This is a genomic window from Botrimarina hoheduenensis, from assembly GCF_007859815.1.
Classification (GTDB): Bacteria; Planctomycetota; Planctomycetia; order Pirellulales; family Lacipirellulaceae; genus Botrimarina; species Botrimarina hoheduenensis.
The window spans coordinates 140,371-152,208 of record NZ_SJPH01000010.1 but is presented as its reverse complement, the minus strand read 5'-3'; the positions used below and the strand labels follow the sequence as shown (position 1 = coordinate 152,208).

At 60.3% G+C, this 11,838-nt stretch carries 12 protein-coding genes and 1 pseudogene; 7 read left to right on the top strand and 6 right to left on the bottom strand.

Features of this window, described 5'->3' with window-relative positions; translation table 11 throughout:
* The 6 genes from Pla111_RS15980 to Pla111_RS17595 form a co-directional block, all read left to right on the top strand.
* On the top strand, positions 1 to 280 hold a 280-nt coding region (locus tag Pla111_RS15980), incomplete at its 5' end, for a trypsin-like serine protease (protein ID WP_146575457.1).
* 217 nt (positions 281 to 497) lie between these two features.
* Positions 498 to 773, top strand: a complete 276-nt coding sequence (locus Pla111_RS15975) for a hypothetical protein (protein WP_146575456.1) — start codon at positions 498 to 500, stop codon at positions 771 to 773.
* Positions 773 to 1,564 carry an ABC transporter ATP-binding protein gene (locus tag Pla111_RS15970; protein ID WP_146575455.1) on the top strand — a complete coding sequence of 264 codons (792 nt, stop codon included), beginning with the start codon at positions 773 to 775 and terminating at the stop codon, positions 1,562 to 1,564. Before Pla111_RS15975 ends, Pla111_RS15970 begins: the two co-directional genes overlap by 1 nt.
* 8 nt (positions 1,565 to 1,572) lie before the next feature.
* Positions 1,573 to 2,406: an ABC transporter permease gene (locus Pla111_RS15965; RefSeq protein WP_146575454.1), complete on the top strand. Its 834-nt coding sequence runs from the start codon at positions 1,573 to 1,575 to the stop codon at positions 2,404 to 2,406.
* A gap of 222 nt (positions 2,407 to 2,628) precedes the next feature.
* Positions 2,629 to 3,648: an ABC transporter substrate-binding protein gene (locus tag Pla111_RS15960; RefSeq protein ID WP_146575453.1), complete on the top strand. Its 1,020-nt coding sequence runs from the start codon at positions 2,629 to 2,631 to the stop codon at positions 3,646 to 3,648.
* A gap of 101 nt (positions 3,649 to 3,749) precedes the next feature.
* Positions 3,750 to 3,881, top strand: a complete 132-nt coding sequence (locus Pla111_RS17595; RefSeq protein ID WP_261342127.1) for a hypothetical protein — start codon at positions 3,750 to 3,752, stop codon at positions 3,879 to 3,881.
* Between the two features lie 449 nt (positions 3,882 to 4,330).
* Here the strand turns inward: Pla111_RS17595 and Pla111_RS15955 are convergent, their stop codons facing one another.
* The 3 genes from Pla111_RS15955 to Pla111_RS15945 all read right to left on the bottom strand — a co-directional run bounded on the left by Pla111_RS15955 (position 4,331) and on the right by Pla111_RS15945 (position 7,820).
* The gene (locus Pla111_RS15955) at positions 4,331 to 6,031 is read right to left on the bottom strand and encodes a divalent metal cation transporter (protein ID WP_146575452.1); all 1,701 of its coding nucleotides are present in this window, start codon (positions 6,029 to 6,031) and stop codon (positions 4,331 to 4,333) included.
* Positions 6,032 to 6,103: 72 nt separating this feature from the next.
* Positions 6,104 to 6,865 (bottom strand): SDR family NAD(P)-dependent oxidoreductase, encoded by a 762-nt coding sequence (locus Pla111_RS15950; protein ID WP_146575451.1) that lies wholly within the window; start codon positions 6,863 to 6,865, stop codon positions 6,104 to 6,106.
* Positions 6,866 to 6,974: 109 nt separating this feature from the next.
* On the bottom strand, positions 6,975 to 7,820 hold the full coding sequence (locus Pla111_RS15945) for a hypothetical protein (protein ID WP_146575450.1): 846 nt from the start codon (positions 7,818 to 7,820) through the stop codon (positions 6,975 to 6,977).
* Between the two features lie 401 nt (positions 7,821 to 8,221).
* On the opposite strand from Pla111_RS15945, the pseudogene Pla111_RS15940 reads away from it, so the two are divergent.
* A pseudogene (locus Pla111_RS15940) lies at positions 8,222 to 8,662 on the top strand (integrase core domain-containing protein); the annotation flags it as partial.
* Between the two features lie 68 nt (positions 8,663 to 8,730).
* Here Pla111_RS15940 and Pla111_RS15935 read toward each other — a convergent pair.
* From Pla111_RS15935 to Pla111_RS15925, 3 genes are all read right to left on the bottom strand, one after another.
* Entirely contained in the window at positions 8,731 to 10,026 is a 1,296-nt protein-coding gene (locus Pla111_RS15935; protein WP_146575448.1) for a family 16 glycosylhydrolase, read from the bottom strand.
* Positions 10,027 to 10,107: 81 nt separating this feature from the next.
* Positions 10,108 to 10,512 carry a hypothetical protein gene (locus Pla111_RS15930; RefSeq protein WP_197525088.1) on the bottom strand — a complete coding sequence of 135 codons (405 nt, stop codon included), beginning with the start codon at positions 10,510 to 10,512 and terminating at the stop codon, positions 10,108 to 10,110.
* Between the two features lie 136 nt (positions 10,513 to 10,648).
* A complete protein-coding gene (locus Pla111_RS15925; RefSeq protein WP_146575446.1) occupies positions 10,649 to 11,785 on the bottom strand; it encodes a DUF1559 family PulG-like putative transporter in 1,137 nt (378 codons plus the stop codon).
* Between the last annotated feature and the right edge of the window lie 53 nt (positions 11,786 to 11,838).

The window sequence follows — 11,838 nt, the reverse complement described above, 5'->3', positions numbered from 1 at the left end:
GCAGGTGCACGACATCCGCATGCACTACGAAGACGGCCAGCAGGTGCAGGCCCGCGTGCTGCAGACCACCTCGCCGATCAACCCGGGCGACAGCGGTGGCCCGATCGTCAACAACAACGGCGAACTGGTGGGGATCAACTCCAGCGGCAACACCAAGGCCCGGCTGGTGAGCTACGCCATCGACATCCGCGAGGTGCGGGCCTTCCTAACCGCCTACGCCGGAGAAGGCAACCCAACGGACGACGCCCCCCGCGACCTGCTCGCCGCTTGGCCCCTCTGAGCAAAGCCGAAGGAAGAAGGCTGATACCTTTACCACCTTCTCACGCCCGAGCCGCCCGGCAAACGCCGGGCGGCTCGTGTGTTTTGGGCGGTAGAGAGGGTGTGTGATAGCGACGCTGGTTACTCGGCATCAACACGCCTAAGATGCGCTGGTTCAAGCTTCTTTCGTTTGCTCGTGTCGAAGCCAATTGTCTGCCTCGAGTCGTTTATCATCGTTTGTGCCTCGGCAATGTTCGGTATCGTCGGGTTCCTGCTTTGCGGCGTTCCGCGACGCGGAGCTTGATGAGCACGAGCGATATGTTGCGGTTCTGCTGGGCATCGCGGCGCGAGAGCTAGGCGTACAGGAAGGACTCATCGCGGTTTGCGACTTGAGCATGGCCTCGGTCGAATTCGGTGAGAAAACGCTCGAAAATACGTCAGCGGCACTGACGGAACTGCTCGCCGAGGTGTCGCGGTTTCTGCTCTCGACTCTTGCGCGCGGGGTCCCTGAGTGATGGCTCAAACTTCCACGCCGACGCACGCCGACAAACGTCCGACGGCGGTCGAGTTGATTGGCGTCGAAAAGCGATTTTCAGGCGGCGTTCACGCGTTGGGGCCGATCGATCTGGCGATCGGACGAGGCGAATTCGTGTGCCTCGTCGGTCCTTCGGGCTGCGGAAAGAGCACGGCGCTGCGGATGGTCGCTGGCCTTGCGACTCCGACGGCCGGAACGGTTCGCTCGGGAGGCCATCAAAAGGGGCAACCTGCTAGCGAAGCGGGCTATGTGTTTCAGGAGCCGACGCTGCTGCCGTGGTCACGAGTGTGGGACAACGTGTATCTGCCCCTTCGTTTGCGTGGCGTTTCAAGGAGTGAGGCCCGCCCCGCGGTTGAGCGCGTGCTCGCCCAGGTGGGCCTGGAAGATTTTGCAAAGGCCTATCCCCGGCAGCTTTCAGGCGGCATGAAAATGCGTGCTTCGATCGCTCGCGCGCTGGTCGGGGAGCCTTCGCTACTGCTGATGGACGAGCCCTTCGCGGCGCTCGATGAACAGACCCGCTTCCGGCTGAACAACGACCTGCTGCATTTATGGCAAGAAGGTCGTTGGACCGTTATTTTTGTCACACACAGCGTCTACGAAGCCGTGTATCTGGCGGAGCGGATCGTCGTGATGGCTGCGCGGCCCGGCCGCGTTTTGGCGGAGATCGCTGTAGACGCCCCCGCCGTGCGTGACGAGTCGTTTCGGCGGAGCGTTCGGTACGACGAGCTTTGCCGCAAGGTTTCTGAGGTTCTGCTGGAGGCCGCCCGTTAGCCCCGGTGATGGAAAAACAACTCGTGACGCTGCCCAACGCCCCCCTACCTTTTGTCGATCGGCTCGCGGTGCGGATCGCAGCGCCGGTGATTGTTGCTGCGCTCGCGCTGGGCGGATGGGAGGCGTATGTGCGGATAGCGGAAACGCCCAGCTATATCCTGCCGGCACCAACCAAGATTGTTCAAACGCTGTGGTCAGACCGCGCAGAATTGAGCGCGGCTTGGATCGTAACGCTGAAGACCATGTTCTCGGCACTCGGGCTGGCGGTCGCCGGAGGGGTGGTGATGGCGGTGCTGTTCTCGGCGTCACGGCTGCTGGAAATCAGTCTTTTCCCCCCGGCGGTGGTGCTCCAGGTGACTCCGCTGATCGCGATCGCGCCGCTGCTGAGCGTTTGGCTCGGCGATCAGCCGTGGCTGGTGCTGCTGCTGTGCGCGTTCATCGTTGCTTTTTTTCCGATACTATCGAACACGGTGGCGGGTTTGCAGAGCGTGGACCATGGCCACCGAGATCTGATGCGACTCTACGGCGCCTCGCCGCTGCAAAGGCTGTGGATGTTACAGATTCCTTCGATGCTCCCCTACTTTCTGACGGGTTTGAAGGTGGCGGCCAACCTGGCGCTGGTCGGCGCGATTGTGGCCGAGTTTGCGGTGGGTGCCGGCGGCAAGCAAACGGGCCTCGCCTCGACAATCCTCGAAAGCGGCTTTCGGTTAGAGGTGCCGCGAATGTTTGCGGCACTGGCGCTGGTCTCATTCACAGGGGTAGCTGTCTATTTTTTGATCCACGCCTTATCGACATGGCTTCTCAGCCCTTGGCACGACAGCGCGGTCCGACGCGATACCTAGCCCGTTGAAGACCTCCGGCTCCGCGCTTTGTCACGCCGTCGCTTGACAAACTGACTCCCAACAAAGATTTGCTGCGTTTAAAGCGGATTACGGATTCCTAGCAGCTGATGAACCTCGGCGAGACCCGCGGCTGGGATAGTCCCGGCCCAGGCCCTCCCGTGTAAAATTGGTCGTGCTGCTGGCTGCCGATAACGTTCTGTTCATCCTCTGCGAGATCATCCGATGCCCCGCCTGCTGAGCTTTATCGCACTGCTGATTGCCAGTCATCCGGCTCTTGGGGTGGATCGGGTAACGTTTGCGACCAATTGGAAAGCCCAAGCAGAGCACGGCGGTTTTTATCAAGCCGTTGCCGAAGGAATTTACGCCGAGAGGGGGCTCGATGTGCGGATCCTGCAAGGGGGTCCTCTTGTCAACAACCGCGCCCAGCTCGTAGTTGGACGCGTTGACTTTCTCATGGCGAGCAATCTGATCCAGACGTTCGACGGGGTCCGTCAAGGGCTCCCGACGGTAACGATTGCCGGATTCTTCCAGCGCGACGCGCATTGTTTGATTGCTCATCCGGGCCAGGGGAATGATCGGTGGGAAGATCTCGCGAAAGCACCGATCCTTGTCGGCAACGCCGGAAGGCAAACGTATTTCCGCTGGCTTACTTCCGCGCACGGATTTTCTGAAAGCCAGGCCCGTACCTATACGTTTAACTCGGCACCGTTCCTCGTGAATAAGCGTGCCGTCCAGCAGGGCTACGCGACGGCGGAGCCACTGGCGATTGCCAAGGCCTTGGGGCACGAGCCCCGCGTTTACCTGCTCGCGGACTACGGCTGGAGCACCTATTCGACCATGCTCGAAACACGTCGCGACTTGGTCGAATCGTCGCCCGATCTTGTTCAAAGGTTTGTCGATGCGTCGATTCTCGGCTGGGTGCGGTACCTGTATGGCGATCCGGAAGCAGCTGATCGGCTGATCAAGCGGGATAATCCTTCGATGTCTGACGAGCAGCTCGCCTACTCGCGTCGTCAGATGCTCGAGCGGGGAATTGTCGATTCGGGCGAAACGTTGACTGCGGGTATCGGTGCTCTTTCCGAAGAGCGGATTGCCGACTTCCTCCAGAAGATGGTTGCAGCGGGGCTCTACGAACCGGGGCAGATTGATGCCTCGCAGGGCTACGACTGCCGATTTGTCAATCAGGGAGTTGGTGTCGCCGAGAAGCGTGTGCTTCTTGAAGCTTCGGCGGCGGTCCGCTAACCGACACCGTCCCTGACCGTTCTCTCCCCGCCCAGCTCGGCGGCTGGAACTCCGCCGGGCGATTCTTAGTCGTCTACTGTCATCCCGATCCGGAGAATTTTTTGGCCGCGCTGCGCGACGTGGTGCTCGATCGTTTGGCACGAGCCCGCCACGAGACGCGCTCGATCCATCGGTATGCGGAAGGCTTCCATCCCGCGCTAGCGCGCGAAGAACGGCCCGGGTTTGTGCTTTGAGATTCCGCGAGGCAAGTGGCAACCTCGCTTAGGCGAAGCATCAACCGCTTGATCGTGATAACGACCTCCGGGGCACCCTACTGATGACATGCCCCCTTCAAACGCTTTCAGGTTCTGATCGAAGATTAGGCTGATGGCCTCTCGCTGTTCTTGCTACCGAGACAGCAATCATCCGGGGAACCTGATCGCGGACGAAGCGATAAAAAATGCTTCGTGCAAAGACCACGCGGCATCGGAAGCTTTTACTGGAGAAGGATGGTTCCGCGAGATCGCTTGAGGGCGTAGGTCACCGCTGGCTGTCATTTGGAAGCGTGATTGGCTGACGCACCCACCGAACCAATCCGACAGGACCGATCAGTCCCGAGGCGGGCAACGAGCTATCGGCGGAATAGTGCCGAAAGAGGCAGACAGCCTGCCGCCGTGGCTCGGGACGGTCTGTTAAGCGTCCCTCAGCGAGTCCGTCTGGAGCGGCGAGCTTCCATTCTGATCTGGGCCGCCAAGATTATCGCTACGTAGGCACCGGTCGCGATAAGCCCACCCACACCTGCCTTCTTGTAGATGGCGGATACCGAAGCTGCTGAGGCAGCCAAGACGGCCGCTCCCATGAGCACATTCCACACCCAACGCTTGATACCTCGAGGAAGTTGCTCTCCTAAAAGGGTCTTGCTGTTCATCATGGCGAAGAAGGTCAGGAAAGCGATTGGCAGCAACATGGCGAAGTAGACGCCGGTGAACACTGTCAGCCACGCTCTTGAGCTCTCGCCGCTGAACAGTGGCCAGAGCACCCCGAATCCCGAGACGAGACATCCGAGGCGGAACGGCCATCCCTTCGGCGGCAGGTTGAGAGCCTCGCACACAGCGAAACCCGAGATCAGCATCATCAGGGAGATCGACGAAAGCGTCATGCCAAGAACGCCCACGCCGAAAACGATGTGGCTGAGCCATGACCCGTCGCCACCGCTCCGGGAGTAGAGCGAATCGAGCGACTTGGCGAGATCGAACGTGTCGCGTCGTACTAGCGTGGCCGCGACCCTTCGCTCCGGCTCAGCAATCTTGCCCAGCGTGTAACCGGCGTCGTTGGCCGCGACTTCTCTCAACCCGAGCGCTCGCTCGAACGAGTCGCGAAAACGCTGCGGTGGCTCGATGATCCCTTCGGACGAGACAACAAAGCCGTTTGGCAATTGGCCATGAAATCGATCTCCCGCCGCTAGCACCACACATCCGGTAGCAATAACGAAGGGAATGAAAGCCGCCAACGCCAAGTCGGAAGCCATTAACCCGCGAGACTCTGCGCCCCATCCCCGCGACAATAGCACGTAGGGGAGCAAGAACGTTGTGTTGATACCCACGGCCAGTCCCCCAGCCGCTATCATGATGTCTCGTTGTTCGCCAACGATCATATCGGACCAGTACCGACGGGCCTCTGAATCTTGGATCGCTTCGAGCAAGGGCGCGAACGACTCTACCGGGCGGAAAAAGTGCTCCGGCTTGGGGATCAGCCCGCTGATCACCGCGGAGAAGTCGAGCCCGGAGTCTGTCATTGCGATCCGCGCAACGACGCCGACGAATGAGAGCACGATGATCGCGACGACGAGTTTGAGCGTGCGGTCGTAGATCCGCATCCCCCAGCCCTCGCGGCCATAGCTCCAGGTGACGATCGTGCAGAGCACAAGCAGCAATCCGGATAGGACCCACTTGCCGGCTCCGGATGCGAGCGTTCCGTCGCCTTGCGTGGCAGCTGGGAGGAAGTTTTGCTCGATCACCGCAACGCTTAACGAGTACTGAGGCATTGACGAGACCATATTTGCAAGCAATGTCCCGAAGAGCCACGACCATCCCAACACTGGGTTGATGTGTCGGTTGATCGCCCGCAGCGGCCGCTCGTTGATTGAGAGCGTGACGTAGCCAATCGCGCACAGCATGACGGTGCCCAAGAACATCGCGAGCGGCTGAATCCAAAGGAACGCCGCGCCGCCGATGATCCCCAGGTAGAGGCTGCTGCCCAGCGAACCCCCGCCAAGCGACAGAGCGCTCTGCAGCCAACCCGGGCCCGAAAGTCGGGCATACGCTAATAGCGTCGCGAGCCGACCGCGTTCCTGTGCAGCTTTGACAGTTGCCCGGTGTTGATCTGCGGCGTCGGGGTTATCCATGGCGACCGTGCAAGTACGAAAATAGAGAGGTGGTCTGGGTCGAGGCTGACAAGCACGCGGGAGCGAAGTTTTTTACGCGCAGTAGACGCCGCCATTGATGTCGAGCGTGGCGCCGGTGATGAAGCCATCAAACTCGGACGCAAGGAAGATGACAGGCCGCGCGACGTCGTCAGGGTGACCGGGCCTTCCGAGAGGGATGCCCTCGACGGTACGGTCGGCCGATTCATTGGTCGTGTGGGTTTGATGGAAACGGGTCCCCAGGATCAGCCCCGGAGCGACCGCGTTCACACGGATACCTTGGGGTGCCAGTTCCGACGCCAGTGACCTCGTCCACGTGAGCGTGGCACCCTTTGCCGTGGAATAGCTGAGCGATCCGGCGTGCCCTCCCTTTCGTCCGGCCAGGGAGGCAAGGTTGACAATGCTACTACCCGAGTTCTTGGCAAGGTGGGGGACGCACTCACGCGTTACAAGCATCATCGAAGTCAGGTTGATGCTCATGACCTTATCCCAGAAATCCAGGTTGATCTCGGCGAGTTGCCGGCGGCCGACCAAGTCTCCCGCGTTGTTGATGAGCACATCGATTCCGCCCAAGTAATCCGCGGCCGATTGCACGAACGCTTGGACGGACCGCTCATCCGTGAGATCCGACTGGAACGCTTGAGCCCTTAGCTTGTTCTTCTGCGCGGCAAGAACCAATTCTTCGGCGCCACCGCGACTGGTGTTGTAGTGAATCGCCAGATCGCATCCCTCTTGGATCAACCCGCGAACGGTCGCAAGCCCCAGGCCTTGGCCTCCGCCGGTCACGACAACTCGTTTGCCGGATAGCTTTCCCATGCTCTTCCCTCGGGATATCAAAATGGCAGGGTGGTTTTTTCAGACTTAGCGTCACTGATCGAGTCGGTTAGATCAGCTAGAGGGTCCGCGTCTCGCTTACGCTTCGGTGCTACTCAACTGCAATTGGCTCCACGGGCTTGTGTGTTTTGAGCCAGTCCAGCCCTTCCTTCGTTAGAAAGAAGTCCATCCACAAGTAGTGCATGCGACGCCCTTCTTCGACTATCACCCCGTGGCTTGATCCGAGCGGGATATGGAGAATCGAGAACGGAGGGAACTGAATCTGGTCGTCGTCCGCGTGGACGGTGCATTGGTTTTTAGCAAGTCCCAGGAAGAGCTGGTCGAGCATCGGGTGCTCGTGGGCACCAACTCGATCGGGCCCCGTGGTAAGCACCGTTCCCATCGCTACACGCGGGACGTGCTCCTTGGGCAGCACGGTACGACTGATGGTCTTTGGGCTCTTAATCGCCTCGGTGTACGCCTCGCAGTCGCTGAACTGCTTGAAATACAACGCAGCGGTACCTCTGGCGACGAAGCTTTTCCGATCCTCTTTATCTTGTGCAGACAACTGCTTGCTTATGTGGACGCAGTGCAGACACTCTCCCCGTTCGACGACGATTTGGAAATCGTCGTCGGAGTAAGGCACGGCGATCGACTCTGGGTCGATGTCGTAGGTGTGTTGGCCGGCCTGGAGCGTCCCTTTTCCTGCGACAAACAAGAGCACCGAATCGCAGCCTTCGGGCAACGCCACCACATGCGATATCGGCCCAGTCAACGCGAGATGCGAGGTCTTAACCCCACGGATCTCGTCAACCAAGAGCTCATCCTGACGTACCGCTCCGGTCGGTGGTGCCTGCATGTCGAGCTTCTCTGAGCGGACCTCTGCCAGCCCATAAGACCCCATGAGCATCAGCAGCATGGTCACTGCGGAACGCCAGAATTGTGGGTTGTTTCGCATCCGATCTCCTCTAGGTAAACGATTAATGCCGACGTTTAGCCGCGATCACGGCACTCGGTTAGCTTCGTGGCCGGCACGGTACCCACTGGTCTTCCCCCGATCTATGTGCCAGTCGCTATGAGAGAATCGGGATGATTAGATGGTAGTCCGCTGGCCCACCTCCGCTCCAGGGCCTGCTTCGGCTACGCCTCAGCAGGCCCCTCCGCTACGGAGGGCCAGCGGAGTAGAGTTCAACAATCCCGATTCTCTCATAGCAGGTGGTACATAGATCGGGGGAAGGCCACAGTTGGTTGCGGATCAGGCGCTAGACATCCAAGCCCTGAGGATCGTGGCCGAGGGAAACTTCTGAGCCCTTCCCGGAAGCGTGCGGCGGTGACCCGGGTGCGAGAGCAGTTGGGTCTCTCCGAGCGGAGGATGTGATCGACACGCTGGCGGAGCTCTTCGCGATGCACGGCGTGCCGGAGCACATCCGCAGCGACAACGGGAGCGAGTTCACTGCGAAGGCGATCCGTCGTTGGCTGGGGCAGCTGGGCGTGGGGACGCTCTACATCGAGCCGGCCAGCCCGTGGCAGAACGGTTACGCCGAGAGCTTCCACAGCCGGCTGAGGGACGAGTTCTTGGCGGTCGAGGAGTTCGAGTCGCTCGCCGCGGCGAGGAAGCTCACGGCCGCGTGGCGAGAGGATTACAACCACCACCGGCCGCATGGCTCCCTGGGGTACCTGACCCCGGCACAGTTCGCGGCCCGCTGCCCCGCTTCCGCTCCGAAGGCTGCTTCGGCTACGCCTCAGCAGCCTTCTCCGCTCCAGCAGGGCAGCGGCTTTACCCAACCCGTACCTTCATAGCAGGTGGTACAGGAATTCGACACTGGTCAAGAGCTAAGCCCCGTTCAATCGCGCAGGACTTCAACGCTTCAACGCGTTGCCGGTGTTCCGAGGCGCATCCGCAGGTCGTCGAGGAACACCGCTCCCCCTTCATTTTTGGGCTGATCGAGCAGCACGGAAACGCGGGCTTCCGTTGCACCGGCGGGGACGTTGGCCGCGATCTGCTGGGTCACCCATTCGCCGACTTCGGCCTGTGCAAAGTCGAACGCCACTTCTTCCTCCGCCAGCGGAGTAGCCGCCCCAAAGTACGGATAAAATTCCAGCCGCAGCAGTGCGCGATTGGAAGAGCCGATCACGGTATCCTCAGGAATCGTGCAGGCCCGTCCGCCGCAGGCCACCCGCTGTCCGGCGACAACCCGCACTCCCTGAGCAATCCCGGATCGCGTCGGCGATCCAGCAAACGCCCCGAAAATCTTCAGCGAAGCGACTCCCTCGCTTGCATGGGCGGTTGAGATCGAAACGTTGGGGTTGCCGATCACCGCGTTGTTGATGACCGACCATCCGGCAAGCGTTCCGCCGTTTTGCTCGAAGCCCCCGTTGGAGAGAACACTCTGCTTGGGGTCGGTGCCCCGGGGCGGTGCCTCACCCTCTTCGGCAACGTAAACACGGACCCAGTCGATTTCCATTCGCTGGGGCCAAACGGTCGAGTCGTCGGGGTCGTTAAGAAAGTCGCCACCGACTGCGTTATTGATGATCAACCGCATGGGCGCTGTTTTAGCGGACAGAAAGCCGGCCACTTCCTCGTCGTGGACGGTGTAGTGATGCACGTCGTCCACATAGAAACGCACCAGCGTTTCGGTCCAATCCACAGCGTAGGTATGGAAGCCAGCGTGGAAGTTGGTCAGCGTGCCCTCTTTGCCGGACTGATGACGCCCTTCGACGTAAGCGTGCCAAGCCGGCTTGGGCGATCCAAAGTGGAAAGCGCTGCTGACGAGCTGTGGCGCGTCGCCGCGGCTCTCCATGAAGTCGATCTCGCCCCCCGATGGCCACGGGTACTTATCGGTCCGGGGGAGCAACCAAATGGCTGGCCACATGCCGCGCGTGGTGGGCAATTTCGCCCGTACTTCCCAGCGGCCCCAGCGCTGCTCATCTCGCGAGCGAACCTGCCCTGAGCGGTAAGGCAGGCCGCGCGAAGGCCGGTTCTCGCTGAGCAGAATGAGTTTGCCGTCGGAGACGGTTACCTGCTCGGACAGGTAGTCTTGCTGAGAGTTGTTGGTGGGCCTGGGGGTATCGACCAGCTCCCATCGCTCGCGATCGAGCTGATCGAAGTCGTCGCTCCAGGCGAGCCGCCAGTTAGCGGGCAGGCCTTGTGCTAGGGCCAGCATCGGGGCGACGAGAAGCAGTGAGCCGTATAGGTATCGCGCATGTTGCCGCACAAGATTCTCCTCGGCTGGTTGAAGAGGTCGCTACTTGGCGGTGATCGCGATGTCGTACTCGTTCGATCCGGGTTCGACACTGACCGTAAGATTCGATTGGTCTGGTTTGGCGAACTTGGCGGGGGTGATCATGCTCGAACTGGGCATGGAGTACTGGTCTTTGGGGGGAATAATCCGGACGGCTTTGACCATCACCCGATAATCGCCCGGCATGATGCCATGCTTGGATCCCGTGTTGACGGTGTAACGCCCCGATTCGTCAACCTTAGCGGTTGCGATAGCTCCTTCGCCGACAGGCTGGAACATTACCGTACCGCGGATGTCATCGACTGCCCGGAGCGGTTCGCCATCGAGGGACACCTGACCTTCGAGCCGGGCCAGACCGTTTCCGCAACCGGTGGAGAAAGCCAAGACGGGGAGGAAGCCCAGGACCAAGCATCGCGAAGAGAATCGTAAACAAGCCGAGCGGCGCATAACGCGGTTCCAATCGAAGGGAACGAACACGACAGAAGACAAGGATAAGACGTCTGACCAAGTTTAACCTAATCGGCCGCCGTCGCCATACGGGCCCTTAGAGAGACTCGTTGACCAACTCCTCGCCGTTGCGTGTGCAACTTGTGCGGTAGACCACGTTGTTGACGCCTTCGGTGATAAACGCCACGGAACCATCCGCTCGCGCGAACTGGGCACCCCCGGGGTGCTCGCTGCGGAAGCCCTGCAACTCCTCCCATTCGTCAGCGACCCATTCGCCGGGGGCCTCGGAAATGCGGTAGTTGATCGGCGTATTGCATGCCGACCAGTCCGAATTGGAATAGTAGGCGGCCGAGTGATGATTAAAGGCGGGGATATCCTCTCCTAGCATTAGCGTCTTCGAGGTGCCGTCGACAATGTTCGAAATCTTTACCGGCTTGAGCCAGGTGTGGCGGAAGAAGATGCCGTTGCAGCGCGTCCCCGTGTGGCAGTCGCGCTCGACGCCGACCATTTGGGCGGGGGTTGCGTAGTCGCCGTTTCTCAAGCGATCGTGACATCCGCTCGGGTAAGTCGTGGAAGCCGTGGCGCTGTTGCATTCGCCATTGCTAAAGATGCTGCCTTGCTGGTTGAGATAGGTGTCGCCCAAAACGCCCTTGTAGCTGGTAGTCGCCACTTCGCATCCCGTCATTTGCCATTGATCATTGGCGAGCAGGTAAACCGACTCGTCGCTAGGGCACTGGAGAACCGGCAGCTGTCGTTTCAGTAGTTCCGGCACCGAGATGCCGTTCTTCAACGAGAACAAGCCACCCTTTTCACGCGGACGGGAGCAGAAGCCATCACGGATCTGACCCTCAAAGGCACCGCCGCTGGCGAATTGATCGTAGAAAGCCTGTTCTTCTAGCTGAGGCAGGACTTGGACAATCCAGCCCACGCCGTTCATCAGCTTGCCGTTTCCATTGCCAAAAGCCGCTTGGACATCCGAATCAGCGAAGGAAATGAAATTACTCGTGACCCCCCCGCTGATGGGGAAGTGCTGCTTGATGTCGTGATGGTTGATCACCGCCAGGGCGAGGTTTTTAAGCTGGTTCACACACTGTGCGCGGCGAGCCGCCTCGCGTGCCGCCTGGACCGCCGGCAGAAGCAGAGAGACTAAGATCCCGATGATGGCGATTACCACCAGCAACTCAACGAGCGTGAAGGCCCGTCGAGAGCCGACGGAGCGAACGGTTCGGTCCATGATTTCCACCTTAAAAACGTGCGAGCCGCTGAAGTTAGGCGGCCGACGCGACG